This window comes from Microcoleus sp. PH2017_28_MFU_U_A, assembly GCF_020738035.1.
Lineage (GTDB): Bacteria > Cyanobacteriota > Cyanobacteriia > Cyanobacteriales > Microcoleaceae > Microcoleus.
On the sequence record NZ_JAEQCX010000053.1, the window covers coordinates 1 to 18,474 of the forward strand.

Annotated in this window: 12 protein-coding genes; 10 read left to right on the forward strand and 2 right to left on the reverse strand. The window is 45.5% G+C overall.

Annotated features, from left to right (window positions below; all coding sequences use genetic code 11):
- The first annotated feature begins 531 nt into the window (after window positions 1–531).
- From JGK14_RS13285 to JGK14_RS13315, 7 genes are all read left to right on the forward strand, one after another.
- Window positions 532–1,746, forward strand: coding sequence for an acetate kinase (locus tag JGK14_RS13285; protein ID WP_293219607.1), 1,215 nt, complete (start codon window positions 532–534; stop codon window positions 1,744–1,746).
- A gap of 265 nt (window positions 1,747–2,011) precedes the next feature.
- Window positions 2,012–2,338, forward strand: coding sequence for a nucleotidyltransferase domain-containing protein (locus JGK14_RS13290; protein WP_293185260.1), 327 nt, complete (start codon window positions 2,012–2,014; stop codon window positions 2,336–2,338).
- A complete protein-coding gene (locus JGK14_RS13295) occupies window positions 2,335–2,457 on the forward strand; it encodes a hypothetical protein (protein ID WP_293185262.1) in 123 nt (40 codons plus the stop codon). The genes JGK14_RS13290 and JGK14_RS13295 overlap by 4 nt, the downstream gene beginning before the upstream one ends.
- 91 nt (window positions 2,458–2,548) lie before the next feature.
- A complete protein-coding gene (locus JGK14_RS13300) occupies window positions 2,549–5,512 on the forward strand; it encodes a CHAT domain-containing protein (protein ID WP_293185263.1) in 2,964 nt (987 codons plus the stop codon).
- 228 nt (window positions 5,513–5,740) lie between these two features.
- Entirely contained in the window at window positions 5,741–6,073 is a 333-nt protein-coding gene (locus JGK14_RS13305) for a hypothetical protein (RefSeq protein WP_293185264.1), read from the forward strand.
- Window position 6,074: 1 nt separating this feature from the next.
- Window positions 6,075–7,475, forward strand: coding sequence for a hypothetical protein (locus JGK14_RS13310; RefSeq protein WP_325315166.1), 1,401 nt, complete (start codon window positions 6,075–6,077; stop codon window positions 7,473–7,475).
- A 188-nt stretch (window positions 7,476–7,663) separates the two neighbouring features.
- Window positions 7,664–9,412, forward strand: a complete 1,749-nt coding sequence (locus JGK14_RS13315) for a hypothetical protein (RefSeq protein WP_325315167.1) — start codon at window positions 7,664–7,666, stop codon at window positions 9,410–9,412.
- A gap of 14 nt (window positions 9,413–9,426) precedes the next feature.
- Here JGK14_RS13315 and JGK14_RS13320 read toward each other — a convergent pair whose 3' ends face one another.
- Window positions 9,427–14,616, reverse strand: a complete 5,190-nt coding sequence (locus tag JGK14_RS13320; protein WP_325315168.1) for a CHAT domain-containing protein — start codon at window positions 14,614–14,616, stop codon at window positions 9,427–9,429.
- 81 nt (window positions 14,617–14,697) lie between these two features.
- Here JGK14_RS13320 and rnhA point away from each other — a divergent pair, with 81 nt between their 5' ends.
- From rnhA to JGK14_RS13335, 3 genes are all read left to right on the forward strand, one after another.
- The gene (gene rnhA, locus JGK14_RS13325; RefSeq protein WP_293185270.1) at window positions 14,698–15,591 is read left to right on the forward strand and encodes a ribonuclease HI; all 894 of its coding nucleotides are present in this window, start codon (window positions 14,698–14,700) and stop codon (window positions 15,589–15,591) included.
- Between the two features lie 176 nt (window positions 15,592–15,767).
- The gene (locus tag JGK14_RS13330) at window positions 15,768–16,406 is read left to right on the forward strand and encodes a pentapeptide repeat-containing protein (RefSeq protein ID WP_293192459.1); all 639 of its coding nucleotides are present in this window, start codon (window positions 15,768–15,770) and stop codon (window positions 16,404–16,406) included.
- A gap of 195 nt (window positions 16,407–16,601) precedes the next feature.
- The gene (locus JGK14_RS13335; RefSeq protein ID WP_325315169.1) at window positions 16,602–17,429 is read left to right on the forward strand and encodes an alpha/beta fold hydrolase; all 828 of its coding nucleotides are present in this window, start codon (window positions 16,602–16,604) and stop codon (window positions 17,427–17,429) included.
- A 311-nt stretch (window positions 17,430–17,740) separates the two neighbouring features.
- Here JGK14_RS13335 and JGK14_RS13340 read toward each other — a convergent pair whose 3' ends face one another.
- Window positions 17,741–18,265 (reverse strand): protein-tyrosine phosphatase family protein, encoded by a 525-nt coding sequence (locus tag JGK14_RS13340; RefSeq protein ID WP_293217893.1) that lies wholly within the window; start codon window positions 18,263–18,265, stop codon window positions 17,741–17,743.
- Window positions 18,266–18,474 lie beyond the last annotated feature (209 nt).

Sequence of the window (18,474 nt, forward strand, 5' to 3'; positions counted from 1 at the left end):
ATGACCCGCACCCAGATGTGTATCCAGTTATTATGACTTTATAGTCATCCTAGTCATCCCCCAAGTATTGTTACTCAGTTTCGGCTAAACGAATCGCACGCAGACAATCATAATCAGCCCAATGGTGGGGCTCCATTCTACGGTACGAGGCGCAACGGTTAATAAAATAGTTGTCAACATGGCGATCGGCTCCTTAAACTTTAATCAATGAAAATCTGATGACGAAGATATATCAAATAACCGTAACGCTTGACTACAGATTGCATTAATACTTAACATTTTGATAAATTCCTTAATAAAGTCGTCATTAGTGAATAGCTAACAATCAATACGGGTAGCCAGAAACCGCGTTTTTGAGCAAAATACACAGGTTCCAACCAGCAGAAAAGGTAAAAACGCGGTTTCTGAAGTTGAAGTGAGTAAGTCCTAAATTACCAATTCCCAATTACCAATTACCAATTACCTGTTTGCCCAATGCCCAATGCCCTGTTTGCCCAATGCCCAATGCCCAATGCCCAATGCCCAATTACCATGAAAATCTTAGTTTTAAATGCAGGTTCTAGCAGTCAAAAAAGCTGCTTTTACGAACTAAATGACACGCTTCCCGATCGCCCGCCACAACCTCTATGGGAAGCAAAAATAGACTGGACTCACCGCGAAGGTGCGGGGGAGTTGCAAGTCACAACTGCTGCTGGCCATAGATTTGAGGAAGAAATTGCCTCGGATTCTCGCGCTGGGGCGATCGCTCGAATGCTAGAGACTCTGTGGCAGGGTGAAACTCAAGTTATTAACAGTTTAAACGAGATTGATATTGTCGGTCATCGCGTGGTTCACGGCGGGGAAAACTATCAGCAAAGTACGCGAATTTCGCCGGAAGTAAAACAGGAAATCGCCCGTTTATCTGAGTTTGCTCCCATTCACAATCCGATTAACTTGGAAGGTATCGAAGCGATTGAGAAAATCCTCGGAAATGTGCCGCAAGTCGCAGTTTTTGATACAGCTTTTCACTCACAGTTACCGCCCGCAGCTTTTGTGTATCCGGGCCCCTACGAATGGCTGGAAAACGGGATTCGCCGCTACGGTTTTCACGGGATTAGCCATCAATATTGCGCTCGCAGGGCTGCCGAAATTCTGAACCGCGATTCTGCCGATTTGCGGCTGATTAGCTGTCATTTGGGCAACGGATGCTCTCTGGCGGCGGTTCGCGACGGCCTGAGTGTTGACACTACGATGGGTTTTACTCCTTTGGATGGTTTGATGATGGGGAGTCGATCGGGTGCGATCGATCCTGGTATCATAATTCATCTGTTAAGGCGATCGCACTTTACTGCTGAGGAACTCGATAATATTCTGAATCGAAATTCTGGTTTGAAGGGGATTTCTGGGGTTTCTAGCGATATGCGGCTGGTTGCGGAGGCGATCGCAAATGGCAATTCTCGGGCTCAACTTGCATTGGATATTTACATCCACCGTTTGCGCGCCGGAATTGGGGCGATGTTGGCGAGTTTGGGAGGGTTGGATGCTTTGATTTTTACGGCTGGTGTTGGGGAAAATTCGGCTGCTGTCAGGGCTGCTGTGTGCGAGGTTTTTGGGTTTATTGGGTTAAGGTTGGATGGGGAGAAGAATTTGAATTCGCCAATTGATGATGATGTTGCGGCGGTTGATTCTGCGGTGCGGGTTTTGGTGATTCATACTCAGGAAGATTGGGAGATTGCGCGGGAATGCTGGGATATTTCTCGTAGATAATTCGGGTTTTTTTCGGCGGGTTTTTTCGGCGGTTGAGACGGCGGTTGAAACCGCGTCTACACATACGAAACCCGCCTCCGCGGGTTGAAGAGTGCGGGGTTTTTTCGGCGGTTGAGACGGCGGTTGAAACCGCGTCTACACATACGAAACCCGCCTCCGCGGGTTGAAGAGTGCGGAGTTTTGTGCCGAGTTTTGTGCATTTAGACTAGACTATGTACGTAGATTGACAAGCCCCATCGCCCTTCCAGCATCCACGACAACGAATATGAACGTCAACAATAAGCTCCAGACTATTTTAACTCAGTTGCGATCGCACTTCGAGCAACTCTACGGCGATCGGCTCACCCAAATGGTACTCTACGGTTCCCAAGCGCGGGGCGACGCAGATCCCGACTCAGATATTGATGTTTTGGTAGTTCTCAAAGGACAAGTCAATCCCGGCGAAGAAATCAAAAGAATTAGCCATATTCGGGCTGACTTGTCTCTCCAAAATGATGAAGTGATTAGCTGTTTGTTTATGGATGAAAATCGGTTTTTGCACTACAACGGGCCTTTGTTGAGGAACATTCGTAAAGAGGGAATAGTTTTATGAAACCCGAACAATTTGTCGAATTAGCTCAAAATCTGATTCGATCCCTACTGAATTGCCCCAGAGAATTCGGCGATTGCGATCGCATCTATACAAACGAAGTTCCCGCAACGCGAGACTGAGAAATTATGCGGATATTATAAGTCGGACTCAGTATTGTGCTACATCCGGCTAAATAATAATACCCTCGCCGCGCAATCCCCGCCACCAGATATGGACGAACAACGAATCCAAGCTTATCTCAATTTGATTCAATCGCTAGTGAATTGCCCCAGCGGGGAAAGAAACCAAATTTTGCAGGCAAACCCCGAGTTAGTTGATGCGGGGTTGGTGCAGGTAACGCAATGGCTGGCAGAAATTAAACGCGAGGAAGGCAATGAGAATGAAGCAGATTTTTTAATGAATTGGGCAAGCTATCTCATATTAAAATTGCCCTCTTTTAATGATCAGTTAGAATTTTTGAAGCAAGTATTGCAGGTAACGGCAGAAAGTACGGCAAAAAGTACGGCAGAAAGTGGCGACTATCGTAATGTAATCTATCCCCTGCTGCGGGATAATCTCAACTTAATTAATGATAATTTTGCTGTAGTTTTCCGAAATTGGGCGAAGCAAACTTTGCAAAACTTAGATAGGAAACAAGACTGCATTTTTATAATATTACTTGTTGTCCAGTTTAGTAATGCAATCTGGCAATTTTCCTTAAACAGAGAGAGTAATTTGGAAATTGCCATTGCAGGTTATGAAGTTGCCCTGACTGTTTTTAACCGTCAAGAATATACAGAGGATTGGGCAATGACTCAATATAATTTGGCGGTTGCCTATTTTGACAGAATTAGAGGGGAAAAAGTCGATAATCTTGAAAGGGCGATCGAGTTTTCTCAAGCAGCTTTAGAAGTTAGCACCCGTGAGGCATTTCCCAGCGAATGGGCAGGTATTCAAAATATTTTGTCGAATGTCTACAGCAACAGAATCAGAGGCGAAAAAGCTGAGAATCTCGAACTGGCGATCGCCACTTCAGAAGCAGCTTTGTCCGTTTATACCCGCGAGGCATTTCTGTTTGAATGGGCAATGAGTAAAAATAATTTGGGGCTTGCCTACTGTAGTAGAATCAGAGGCGAAAAAGCTGAGAATCTCGAAATGGCGATCGCCGCTTCACAAGCAGCTTTGTCCGTTTACACCCGCGAGGCATTTCCGTTTGAATGGGCAACCAGTAAAAATAATTTGGGGCTTGCCTACAGCAAAAGAATCAGAGGCGAAAAAGCTGAGAATCTCGAACTGGCTATCGCTGCTTTTGACGAATTATTAGAAGTTTATACCTCTGAGGAATTTCCATTTGATTGGGCAAGGACTCAAAATAATTTGGGGGCTGCCTACAGCGACAGAATCCGAGGCCAAAAAGCCGATAATCTCGAACTCACGATCGCCGCTTATCAAGCATCATTATCAGTTTATACCCGTGAGGCATTTCCCTTTGAATGGGCCCGGAGTCAAAATAATTTGGGGCTTGCCTACCGCAACAGAATTCGAGGTGAAAAAGCCGATAATCTCGAAATCGCAATCGTTGCTTCTCAAGCATCATTATCAGTTTACACCCGCGAGGCATTTCCTATAGATAATATTGTAAGCCTATCTAATCTCGGACTTGCTTACTGGGATAATTCCCAACTACCAGAAGCTTACAATACCTTTAAATCCGCCATTAATACAGTAGAATTAATGCGGAGTGAAATTATTATCGGTGGCGAAGCAGACAGACAGAAATTAGCCGAAGAATGGGATATGCTTTATCATAATATGGTAGCAGTTTGCCTGGAAATGGAAAACAACACTGTCGCCCTAGAATACCTCGAACGCAGCAAAACCAGAAACCTAGTAGAATTGTTTCACAAGGCCCGCAGCCTCCCGGAAAATGTGCAGCAGATTAGTTTTCAGGAAATTCGCAGTCTGTTAGGTGAAGATGAGGCAATTTTGGAATGGTACATCACCTCTAACGGTTTTAAAGTTTTCATTATTACCCGCGACTCCACCCAACCTGATGTCTGGCAATCTTCCGATACAGACTCAGAAGCATTAGTGGAGTTTATGAATGAATATATCGGTGACTATATCAATCAACCTGAAAACTGGAGAAATCAGCTAAAAACCCGCCTGGAAAAATTAGCTAAAATCTTGCATTTCGATGAAATAATCTCTCGCCTCCCAGAAAAATGCCAAAAATTAATATTAGTTCCCTTCCGATATTTGCACTTGTTACCGCTTCACGCATTAACCAGCCGAAGACTAAGACAAAATATAGAAGAAACTGGATGTCTCCTCGATCTTTTCCCTGGCGGCGTGAGATATACTCCCAGTTGTCAGCTATTACAATTATCTCAGCGGGTAAATCCGACTGGGGAAGAGTCATCACCCACAAGATTGTTTGCCATTCAAAACCCGACAGAAGATTTAGACTTCACCGACATCGAAGTTGAAGCAATTGCCAAATCCTTTAATCCAGCGGAAGTTTTGATTCGGGAAAAGGCAAGTAAGACAGGATTGCAGCAACAGCTTGAAGCGTTGCAAAATGCCGAGATCGCCCACTTTTCCTGTCACGGCTTTTTCGACTTTAACAATCCTCGGAAATCAGCTTTAATCTTAGCTGGTGCGAAAAATGCCACCGATAACGTGGACTCCGAGAACAAAAGTTATATTCGTTCCCCTCAAGACAAATTGTGGGATATTGAAAAATGTCTGACGCTGGAAGAAATCTTTGATTTGCCCCTGAGTAAGTGCAGTTTAGTGACGCTTTCCGCCTGCGAAACTGGGTTAACGGATATTAGAGATAGCACAGATGAGTATATCGGATTGCCTAGCGGTTTTTTGTACGCCGGAACCACGAATGTGATTAGCACTTTGTGGGCTGTCAATGATGTATCTACGGCGATTTTGATGATTAAGTTTTATGAGATTTTCTTGTCTAAAACTCGCCCGCCTGTGGCTGTTGCTTTGCGGGAGTCTCAGTTGTGGCTGCGGAGTTTGACTGTTAAAAGTTTGCTAGAATGGGTGGAAGCGTCGCAGTTGCTGAGTCGCGAACACAAACAGAAAATTCAAGGCAAATACAGGCGCGGTTACAAACAGGATTATCAACCTTATGAGTCTCCCGTATACTGGGCGGCTTTCTGTGCAGTTGGGCAATAATATAAACTGTCTTTTCATGGGGTGGGGGCGGGTTTATTAGTTGGTTGGTTTTGAGTCATAAATTTCTGCGAACCCGCCCCTACAAAATTGTTGAAATTGGGAATTTAATCTTGTATGAAACAGATATAATTGCTGTAGGGGCGGGTTCGCGACTATCTGTGAAACCACACCGTAAATCCCAAAAACCCGCCCCGGCTAACTACAATACAATCAAAGGAGAAATTGGCAATGACAGATGAAGAATTTATTTCTGGTTTCCTAGCAGTCTTTGAAACTAAACCCGAAGTATTTGAACAAGTCGGGGCGGTTGAGGATTTAGCAAATCTCAGCAATACAATATCCCAGATGGCTGATAAATCGAACAACGAAGTAGCTGATGCCATTGGCGATTGGTGTGCAAACTATCCTAAAATAACAGATGAAATCAATAAATTTGAGAGAAAACCAGAACCGCAACCCACCAAAAAAGAAGAGCAAGAACCAAGGCTATTAAACCGCTATCCAGAGTTACCCGAAAACCTCAAAAAACGCCTTCCCAATTCACAGCCCCCGCGCCAATAATATGAGCGACAAAATTTCTGCCCCCAATGTTTATCTATACGCTTTCCAACTGCACGATGACAGTCAGGGCCGCCATAATCCTCTCTGGAAACACTGCGACAACATCCTCGCCAACTTCACCGATAAAAAGCTGACACCAAATCTAGTTTTTCCGCCAAATTCTCACAGCTACCGCGAGGATTTACTGCCAAATGTCGCACTAAAATTCAACAGCAATCAACCCATAGAAGGTTTTGCCCAACCGCTACAAATTCAAGACAGCTATGCTTTATGCTTAAATATAGGTTGCCCGGAAGACGGCACCGCTAATAATTTAGGTGTCGATTTCATCCAGAAATTCAACCCCAATCGAGTCTTACTTATCAACGGCGACGACAACTTTTTAGGTCAAACTCTCCTAATTACCACCGGGCTTCCCGAAAACTCTTCAGATAATTTAGATTCCCTCAAACCCCTCGCCGATGAATGTCGCAATGCTTTATTCCAAGGCGACTCGCCACCTGTATTTTATCGTTCAGGTAAATTATTTGGTAGTCCGATTTTTGAATACGGTTCAATTGCCGATATAGCAAATTACCGCCATTTGCTTGTCTGGCTGCTGGCTGACAAACAAACCGACAAGGATTTTAACACTTGCCAAGAAGAAATATTTGACCTACTATTTTACCGCAACAAAATCATCAAAGTTTTTCAAGACAGCCGCCTGATTTACCGCGAACTCGATCGCGAATACCGCATTATTGAGAAAAATGTGGAGATATTGCAGGCTCAATTTTCCAGAGGAACCGTCTTAACTGCCGCCCAATTGCAGGAATTTCAGGAACAGCTAAAGCAACTCTTCAGTAAAGCTGTAACTTATACTTGTCTGCTGCGGAAACTCGAAGATTATGACAATACAATCGTCCTAAATCTTAACAATTACATTGACATTTTGCAAACAATTTGTGATATACTAGGAATCGATAAGGAAGAACTATCTATATTAAATCACTTCAGTAGAAAAAGTGCTCTTTATATGCGATCGCAAATAGCCGGAGACTTAGGATATTTCCGCCACGGGACAAACTTAATCGACCAGGCGATCGCCTCAATCCGCGGCATAGTAGAAATAGAACAAGCCAGGAGCGATCGCACCAATCAACTCGCACTCCGCAACAGCGAGGACAAAGAGAAAGATCGGGACGATCGCCTAGAGAGCACAGTACAGGCGATCGGCGTCGGTTTAGCAGCCGGCGGTATCGCCGCATCCAGCGGTACAGACAAACTCTTCGAGACAGTCCAAAACCATCACATCCCAGTTGTAATGCACCTGCATCCGTTTGCATTCTCGTTTTTGTTGAGTTGCGCGATCGCACTTGGAGCAGCCGGCACCTGGTGGTGGCGCACAAAACCGAAAAAATAGGTCAAAAGGTCGATCGCACAGACTAATAGCGAACATACGCGCGATCGCCCCACCCAACACTCCCACCTCTTGCTGGCGAACATACCTACCAGCCAAAATTTCAATAACTATTAAGAAATATCACATTTATCGCCAGTTTTTAGACAGGTGACTTATAGTTTATTTTTCACCTAATTAAAACTATAATTATGAATTTAACAAATTCTCGTTATCAGAAATTAGCGCCATATTTAATATTTCTATTTATAGTCACTGTCTTTTTTGCGATCGCCTCAGTATTTCCTTACCAAATAGAGTTCGATCCAATCCCTCAAATCAAAGGAATCAACCAGTGGTTGAGCGGAGGATCTAGTTTGATCAACTCAGTTGTCACAGTAAATCAAAAAGATATCTCTCAAGATATACAAACCTGGATAGTCTGGCACGCTCCCGGCGTCACCTTCGCATTTTTACCTTTAATCGCCCTCGGATTGCCTTTAGGAATCGCAGTCAGAACAACCGCATACTTTTTGTTTGTTTCAGGCGGTCTGGGGTGGATAAAGGTAATAGATACTCTCACCTCTGACCAGAAAATCAAAATAATTATAGCTGTCCTGTTATCTATCTATTATATAGAAATTGGCTCATTATTGGTTTGTACAGCAGGAGATGTGATTCCTTGGGCAGTCATGCCTTGGGTATTACTGTACGCAATGTATCTGTGCTCAATTTTAGACTCAGGGAATAAATTTGACAGTCGCTTTCTAGTTCATGCAGCTCTACTAGGTCTACTTTTAGGAGGAATTTACTGGTTAAAATACTCTGCTTTTTTAGTTTCTCTAGGAATGCTCGCCTATCTAGCTGTATTTTTATGGTTTTTCAGCAAACAATATACCTTAAAAAACCGTTTTATCCTGTTAGCAGTTTGTACGGTATTCACCCTTTTGCCAGTAATTGGTCTGAGCGCTATTCACCATGCACTTTCTGGAGTCAATAGTGCTATAGACCAATTTGAAGCTGCTATTCCTGTGGCATCGCCTTCTACAAGAGGAATGCGTTTTTTATTGAGTTTAATAGGAGCTCCAGGTTTAGGTCTATTCAATTCAGAAATTTTTACTCAAGGTAGGCTGTTGACGTTTACAAGCACTATTCTTAAACAGTTATTTACCTTAGATATTTCACGGAAAGCAGAAACTTTTAAAATATTTGTAGGTCTGGCAGGAACCTTAGCAGCTTTTTGGTTTGTTGCAGAGTCTGCTCGCAAAAATATATACAATAAAAAACTTATTATTCTTTGGGGCTGCATTACAACGATTCCTTTTATATTCATTGCATATATATCTTATAAAACTGGAATAAATCTATTAATGGCAGGCATCGGTCGTTACAGCAATCCTTTCTTTATACTTACTGTCTTCTTTGTGATTTCTTACTACATTTACTGGATTTCAAATCATGAAAAATCTATACTGTCAAAAATTGTATTGTCTGTTGTATTGTTATTCTTTGTATTGCTGCCCCCGCTCAATTATATAGTTGATTGGGCTGAGGCTATAATTTTGCGGAAAAATTACGCAACAACAGAGAATTTTCTCTATGTCGATATCTTGTCAAAAAAGAATGTTAAATCGGTAGTTACTCAGATAAAATCTGCCGTTAAATCACCTAAAGATGTTGTCGTTTTAACTAAAGATACCGATGAATTGCGTTTTGGTTCGTGGCTGGAAATGAGACACAGAATCCTCTCACTCCCAATAGTTGACGGTGAAGAAGCTAAGAGTAAAATTACAACAGCGCAAGATTTGAGAGTCATACTTGTTGTCTCCAATGCTTTGGATAAAAATGAAAATCAACTGGCGCTAGTCAAGCAGAGATTTGCCCAATCAACTGGATGGACTCGGCTACCCGAAAATCCAGATGCTGAGGTTTCTATTTGGTTTTCAGATTTGAAGGCTTGACTACCGATTACCAGTCACCACGGACTCCCAATCATCACAAAAGCCGACCAATAATAAGGATGCGACAACTTCAAATCTGCAAACCCTTGCAAAGATTGCGGCAACTCCACTCCCTCACCCCGACTCGAACCCCGTAACTTGCCGCCCTCCAAACGCACATCTCCCCGCAACATCGCAATTTGCGCTTCTCGCAGCGCCGCCGCCTTAATTGGGGCAATCTTCAAACGCTGATAAAACTCAGCCATCAATCCCAAAGTACCCTCATCCGAAACATACCACAAACTCCCCAAAGCAGTTTGCACCCCCGCTTGCAGCGCCAATCCCCCAAAACCCAACTCCGCACTGTCATCACCCACCGCAGTCCGACAAGCACTTAAAACTAATAGATTTACCTGCGGATTATTCAATCTCAAGTCACGCAATTGATTCAGTCTTAACCGACTATCCCACAACTGAATAAAAGAATTATTCGGCAGTCCCGGACGAAATTCGCCGTGAGTAGCTAAGTGAATAATCCCAAAAGGTCGGCTTTTATGCTGTTGATTCAAATTATCGAAAGTGAAACCCTCATTCAGAAAACTAATTCCCGGCCATTCTCGCGAAATAGCCGCTATTTCCGCAGGAACCGCTGGTAAAGGATTCAATTCCGAAAATTGATCCGCACCCATTGCTAAAACTTCAGATTTCCTGATATCCACGTAGCGAGTATCTGTTAAATTAATGCTGGGCATCAGGCTGAGATTGTACTTTTCGATCAAAAATTGCTTTCCGTCGTGCAAAGCAGCAAAGGGCATACCTCTCAAACCGCGATCGACTACAAAAGAAATAGTATCTGTTTCGCACTTCTTCAAATTCTCCTCCAAAGGCTCAACCATCCACTTATAAAGCTGTTGGGCAGATGATAGATAACTCGTAGTATTACGTCTGGCTGGATTAGTAATCTCATTCCTGAACTCCTTTACAACTTTCAGCAATTCTTCCCGGTGCGCTTCCGGCACAGTTTTGTGAACTACTGCACCGCAAGAATCTACTAACATTAAATCTAATTTTTCCGATCGCGAAAACAGATATATTAAGCTGGGTTTCGTTTTCGTTTCTGCGCCCACCGATACTAATTTTTTCTTGATGTCGTCTACCGATAGTAAATCCTTGCTGATGTTAAGACCGAAATATTCCTCGAATTCTTGACCAAAAGATTTCTCCAGCAGAGGTAAAGCTGCTGATAATTTCCCTGCATCCAGGTTCCTGCCGATGTCGCTGCGAAATGCTGCCTCAAAAACTGGTTCTCTGGGATTTCCACCGATGAAATTTCTGAGTCCTCTCGGAGATTGCATTCTTTCCGGCGGCAGCCTGTCTCCGGGTTTTCCTATATCTCGGGATATTCTGTTTTGATTCTGCCGCTGTTCGGGGTTAAAGGGTTGGTTGGGTTCGGGAAAAACCCGGTTTCTATCTAAGGGAAATCTATTGATTAGCGATGGTGGCAACGAATTTGGGTTATTGCGATCGATTGGATTATTCGGATTATTCGGATTATTCGGATTAATTGGATTCTCGGGATTATTCGGATTAATTGGATTATTCGGATTAATTGGATTCTCGGGATTATTCGGATTAATTGGATTATTCGGATTAATTGGATTCTCGGGATTATTCGGATTAATTGGATTCTCGGGATTAGTTGGTTGGTTGGGATTATTCGGATTATTCGGATTAATTGGTTGGTTGGGATTAATTGGCTGGTTGGTAGTGACGATCGCACTATTGCCCTGAGTGTAAGAATTTATGAAAGATTGTCCCTCAGTAATCGTACCATCCGCATTGCTCGCGATCGCCCCAGCCGTTCCATTATTCATCGGATTTCCCACCACAAAAGGTGTCGGCGGATTGACATCACCGCCGCCGTGGGCGATCCTCACTGTACCCGGTTGAGTGCCGCCAACAGTCGAGACACTCACAGGAGTACCGTTTTGGTCAAAAGTACCCGTCACCCGCACCAAACCCGGAGTCTGGATATTCACCGTACCGCCCGGAGCATTGATGGATGCAATGCTAATATCATTTTGAGCGTTAAGATTTACTCCAGAAGTGCGATCGACAACCACAGGATTAACATTTATTGCCCCGGTTCTGATTTGCCTTCCCGCTAAAATTTCCACAACTTCCGTAGCATTGATATTACCAGTAGTGACATTTCCCCTACGGCTAGTTAAATCAATTCCTACTCCCTGCAAATTACCCGCAGTCACATTTCCCACCGCATTTAAATTAATATTGCCCGTTGACAAAGTATTGCCGATCGCAATATTGCCACCGCTATTAACATCAACTGCACTTCCTTGCAAATTTCCCGCAGTAAAGTTAGTCGGTGTTCTCGAAACAATCCTTGTAGCAGGAGCATTTATCCCGATCGCGCTAATATTATTTCCAGCATTGAGAGTTACCGCCGACAGGGGATTAACTGGCTGTGTGGTAGGGCGAGTAATATTAACTGTCCCGGTTTGAATTTGCTGGCCCGCCGAAATCCCAACTTGTTCGGCAGCGGTGAGATTACCAGCGGTGACATTTCCGGTAGTGCTGTTAAGATTAATCCCAACTCCCTGCAAATTCCCGGCATTTAAATTGCCAAAAGCTGTCAAATCTACATTACCTGTAGCGTTGGTATTACCAGTGGTAACAGTTCCCGAATTGCTGGCAACATTAACTCCGATACCCTGCAAATTTCCTGAGTTTATTACATTTCCAGGAGCCCTGATATTGATATTTCCTGTTGATGCAGTATTAGTAGTTGTAATATTCCCCGTGGTGCTGGAAACATCCACTGCTCCCCCCTGCAAATTTCCGGCAGTTAAGTTGTTGGTTGCTCTCAAAGCAACGGTGGCAGTGGGAGCATTAACCGATGCTACATTAATATTAGTGTTCGCGTCCAGATTGACTGTGGGAGTAGTAGGATTAACTGGATTTGCTGGGGCAGGATTAACAGTGATTGGCGCTGTAATGATTTGCTGTCCCGCTACAACTCTGACATCTCCCGTAGAGGCGATCGCACCCGTAGCGACATTTCCGGTGCGGCTGGTAGCTCCGACAGTCGCACCCGTGAGGTTCCCCACGTTTAAGTCCCCAGGAGCTGCCAAAGTGACATTCTCGGTTGCTGTAACGCTGGCAGGTGTAGTATTCGGGACGATTGTATTGGGATCGTTCAACACTCCCAGAGCGCCGGAGTTGCTGATAACATTAACTTGAGAACCCCGCAAATTCCCAAAATTGACATTGCCGAATGCTGTAAGTGCGATCGCCCCAGAATTCCCAGTGTCGATCGCGCGCGTTACTATATTACCCCCAGTCGAATTCAGATTAAGATTGCCGTTGATATCAGCCGGAACGATGTCATTTGTCAAGATAATATTATTAACAGCCTGAATATTAATCGTCGAAGCAGACGTTAATCTACCCCCAACTATCACAGATCCTTCCCTGCTTTCGAGATTAATTTGACCGCCATTAATATTTCTAGTTACCACTTCTTGCGCCGCCGACAAAATCACTGGCCCGCCTGCGGAAATGTTTTCCACAGAAATCAAAGTTCTGCCACTCAAAATTGGCGTCGAAGTGAAAATACTATCATCATCTACACTGTCAGAAGAAATACTCACCGGATTTGCCAAACTTGCTACTCCCGCCCGGAGAATTAAGGCTGGACTGCTAGTTAAAATAGCAATATCTGGATCTGAAGTCGCATTTTCAGTCCGCAATCCAACATCCGGGCCGGTAATTGTAATATCCTCCGCAACAATGCTACCCCTCGCCTCGACTTTCAGCGAAACCCCAGTATAATCTCCCAATAAAACATCACCTTCGGAACTGATAATCGGGTCAAATAAACTGACAAAATTTCCCGGCCTTCCCGACAGATTCCGCACCAAAAAATTGCCCCTTGAAGCAAAGTGAGCATCCCCCGAAATTACACCGTTGCTGACTAAACTCAAATTGCCACCGCTTTGAAATTGCGGGGGAAGAGATAAGCCGCCGGTAGCGTTTAAGGTGAGAATGTCGATCGCGCGATCGGCCCTAATCTCTAAATTCCCCCCAGCCTTCGCCAAAAAAGGATTCTGCACGCGATCGCGAACCCGCACCGCATCCCGTGCCAGCAAATTCAAATCCCCCGCAGTTTGCAGCCTAGCCCCCGCTAACGTCAGATTTCCCGCCGCCGAAATAGTCGCACTTCCCGCATTCACCTGCGGAAGTACAGACAAGCCGGTTTCCGTAGGGGCGGTGCCCCCGTGCCCGCCCTCCACGCTGAAATCTGCTGTAGTCCCAGCAGCGATCGCCACATCCCCAGAATTCACCTGCAAACCAGAGTCCACAAGCTGCACGCTACCATCAGCAGCAACAGCAACACCCGTCGCCTGATTTTGTGCAGAACCTGTCAGCAACTGCGGCAAAGAAACAGGATTTAAACTTTGTTGAGAATTACGCAAATTCTGGTCAGTTGGTATTTCCAAATTCAACAAAAGCCCCCGTTGACTGATCCGCAAAACATTCTCGCCCGGAACAGCAGCAACAGTAATTTGCCCGCCCGGTGCCGACAACTGCCCCGTACTCAAAACCGTACCGCCCAGCAAAGCCAAACTTTGGCCCGGAGTCACAGCCAAATTGCCAGCATTAACAATACTTCCCGGTTGATTCGCCCCAAAATAAAAAGCATTTGGCGCACCAACTAAGGCACTAAAATTATTTGTACCTGCCGCATTAAACCAATTAGAACCAAAACCCACATTATTAGCAGTAGTCGCAGTAAAAGCACCTGGCACATTCAAACTCGCGTTCGGGCCAAACACAATCCCCGCAGGATTAATTAAAAACAGATTAGAATTGCCACCCGTGACCGTAATTAAACCATTAATTAGCGAAGGGTTCCCACCAGCAATGCGAGCTAATATATTTTGAATAGCCGAATTAGTCAGAAAATTAGCAACTTGACCTTCATTCAAGCCGAACTGCCCAAAACTGTGAAAAAGATTCGCCCCGTCTCCCGACAAACTGCCACCGTTAATATCGTAGCGGTTACCATTGCGGATGACAGCAGTGCCAGTACCGTCAGCAGCAGGCACAACTGTTTGCGCCTGGGCGAAAGTATTAAAAATTAACAAAGAAAACGGACAAACAAATAGCCCGACCTTTTTAATCTTTAAGTTGACGTTTTTCATGGGCATCTACAGTCGATCGCAATTTCCCTCAATTATCGCACCCGCGAACAAAATAATCGTAAATAACAAATTAATTAACTCATGACAACTCCCACAATCAAAAGCTTGTACACAGACGGCGCTTGTTCCGGCAATCCAGGCCCCGGCGGTTGGGGTGCAGTCATCTGCTTCGCCGACGGCAAATGTCACGAACTCGGAGGTGCAGACCCTCAAACTACCAACAACCGCATGGAAATGCAGGCGGCCGTCGCTGCATTAGAATTTTTTGCCAATTCCGGTCAAACCGAACCAGTCACCGTTTACACCGACAGCGAATACGTTAAAAACGGCATCACCAAATGGATTCAAGGCTGGAAAAACAAAGGCTGGAAAACCTCAACAGGCAAAGATGTCGTCAACCAAGACCTTTGGCACCTGCTAGACAAGCTGAATTCCCGACAAATCAAGTGGGAACACGTCCGCGGCCACTCCGGCGACTTCTACAACGACAGATGCGATGAAATTGCCCGCAGCTTCTCTCACAATCGCACTCCCGCCCTGCAACAGCATCGACCAACAACAGATGAGTCTGGGTCATCGCCGCTAGACATTGAAAACCCAATTGTTTTGGAAGAAACGGACACAACTGGTAACAAAACGATAGAATCCTATGTCATAACTTCTGACCTTCCGATCTCCAACTCTACCATGATGGATTCAACTGCCGATACCCTGGAGAACTTACCCCGCGAGGTGAGGGTTCAGGAACTCCGCAACCTGATCGAGACGTTGCACATAGCTGACGAAGTTGCCACCAAAGGCTACTTGATTACCAGTTCTGAACTGGCTGATTTGATGGATGTAAATGCCAGCGCTGTCACCAGCCGCGGAGACAACTGGGTTTGGCGCAACTGGGTAGTTTCTCGCGTGCGCCGCGAGGGCAACCAAATTCTCTGGCAATTAGAGCGCATCGACCACGTTAGTACGACTGATTAATCATCAGTCATAAGTCCTCAGTCAGATTGTGACAAATGCCTTCTGACTGCTGCAATATCTAGGACTAATTGCAAGAACTCAAACGGTAGGTGCGCGCAGCGCACCTTACCTGTTTCCAGAGAGGAAAAATAATTTAACTTATAATTTAAGAAACGCGAACAAATCCTGAATAAACAGTGAAAAACAAGAGTTCGATCGCTTTAATGAACTGGCTGCCACCCAAACCAGAAACCGTTTTGCTTTGCGACTCAATTGCAGCAGCTTCTGAAATGGCATTTATGCTAGGCGGCGAGTGGGATGGCTGCAATAGCTTGGTTCTACCTAAATCCGACAAGGTAGCAATTGAAACAGCCGCGAGTTTGCTGGAGACATCGTGGTGCTATCAAAAGGCGGCCGAACCGGTTTTAACTCGGCTGGGAGTTGACGAATTGCTGCGCCGTTATGCGGCGGGAGACAGATATTTTGTTAATGCTAACTTGAGATGCGCTCAATTGAGCCAACTTTGTTTGGAAAACATCGATCTGAGTTATGCTAAATTGAATTTGGCTGACCTGAGCGGCACTAATTTAAATAAAGCAATTTTAGCAGCAGCACAGATGCAATCGGCTAATTTGAGTGGCTGCAACTTGCATAAGTCACAAATTGTGAGGGCAAATTTAGCTGGGGCAAATTTAAGCAATGCTAATCTCAGAGGTGCCGATTTGACTAATGTAGATTTAAGTAATGCTGACTTAACAAATGCTGATTTAAGAGGTGCAACTTTAGGTAAAGTAGACTTGAAAAAAGCTTGCTTGGATGGGGCTATCTTTGAGTAAAACAAGTTGAGGGGCGACTGCAAATTATTCATGCCGCAGGTTCCAATTATGATTCATATTTGCGATCGCGCAGATCGCTTCCGGTCGATTACCATGACAAAAACGGTTCGTAGTGCGGACTTCAGTCCGCATAATGCTACGGACTGAAGTCCGCACTACGAACCAATCCGAACAACGTTAAAGTCCAGGTATTTTATGCAAATTACGACTGTCGCCGGCCCAGCGGGGCGACTCAATCTCACCGACACGGGCGCAGCAAACAGCACAGAAGCACAACCCATCCCCCTTCTGTTAGTACACGGTATGGCATACCACCTCGGAGTCTGGGACGAGACGATCGCACTTTTGCGCGCCAATCTCGGCCAAAACCAGCGCATTCTGGCGATCGACCTCCGGGGCCACGGCGCATCCGATCCGCCCGCAGACGGCGACTACACCCCCGATAGCTGCGCCACCGACATCATCACCATCCTCGACGCGCTGAATATCCCCCAAGTAGCCCTCGTCGGACACAGCTTCGGTTCCCTCGTCGTCCTCGCCACCGCCGACTGCGCCCCAACTCGCATCACCCGCGTCATCCTAGCCGATCCCCCCGGTGACTTTAACTACCTGCCGCCCTCCGTGTACGAAGAACAGATGGTTCCCTTCCTCGCAGCGCTAGCGGGCGACAGCTACCGCGCTGCGGCAGAGGAAAAGTTCTCCCAAGCCCTCGACGGCGGTACAACTGCGACGCGCGAAACCACGATCGCACGCCTCGCAGCCACGCCGCGCGATCGTCTCATCGGTATGTACAAAGGTATGTTTGCTTACGATGCAGTTGGTGCGATCGATCGCATCCTTGCAACTCCGGGCACTCAAATCTCAGCAGTCCTCGCGCCGGCCAACTCCTGGCCTTTCAGCCTCCACATACTGCGCCCCCAAATTGCCACCACAGTCATACCAGAAACCAGCCACTGGTTGCAGCTTGATGCGCCGGTTCCCTTCGCCGAAGCAGTGACAAATCAGTTGACAGTTGACAGTTGACAGTTGACAGTAGTCAGTTGACAGTAGTCAGCTCGCCCCCCGAGCGAAGCCGAAGGGTAGTCAGCAGTCAATAGTCAATAGTCATTGAAGGCGATCGATCTCCTATGTTGAACACCATTTAGGCATTTGCGAGATCAGAAACCGACTTTTTAACCACCAAGAATTGGTTGAAAGCCGGAACCCTTTTCCGGTGACTGTTTAAACAATATCGATGTAACCGGAAACGATATCATTACTCCAATCCTCCTCCTTCCTTTATCAAGTGCACTCAAGCGATCAACTGTCAACTGTCAACTGTCAACTGTCAACTGTCAACGACAATCATCCAACAAAGCATCAAGTTCAGCAGCGACTTTCCACGGATTTCGACCCTTGAAAACAGCAGCGATCGCAGCTTCATAAGGATTTCTGCCAGTTTTTTTCACAGCCGCGATCGCCTTTTGGTTAGAAAAACCCCGCCCGCTAACCAACCAAGCAGCCAAAACCTGTCCTGTGCGCCCAATCCCGCCACCACAGTGAACCACCACCCGATCGCCCGATCGACTTGCAGATGCCAAAAATGGTAAAATGCGATCGACTAAAATTTCGCGATCGGCCAATTCAAAATCTGCGATCGGAGCCCAGCAAACGCGATCGCACCCAAAAACATTTCCATAGCTTCCCAACAAGTCACCATAGCCGATGAGTTGTGTCTGGGGAAGCAAGCAACAAACTCGATCGATCTTCTGTCGCCGCATAAAATCAATCCAGCGAGCAACTTCCTCATCGCGGTAGCCCGGTTTGGCCGCACCAAACACAACTAATTCATCCTCCGCAGCCGCCGCAAACTTGTACATCAGCCCTCAATTTCAATCCTAAAATAACTTAGAGATTTTTAGATATTCTTACTTTACTTCTTAAGTGGCTAGCTTAACTGTCTAACTGTCCTGGACGTTCACCATAAATCAGGACAAAGTTGATATATCAGCGTGCAGCGTTAGATTTCAACAAATCAGGCAATCAACCCCATGCTATTTAAGTATGGCGATCTGTCCTATTATTTCAA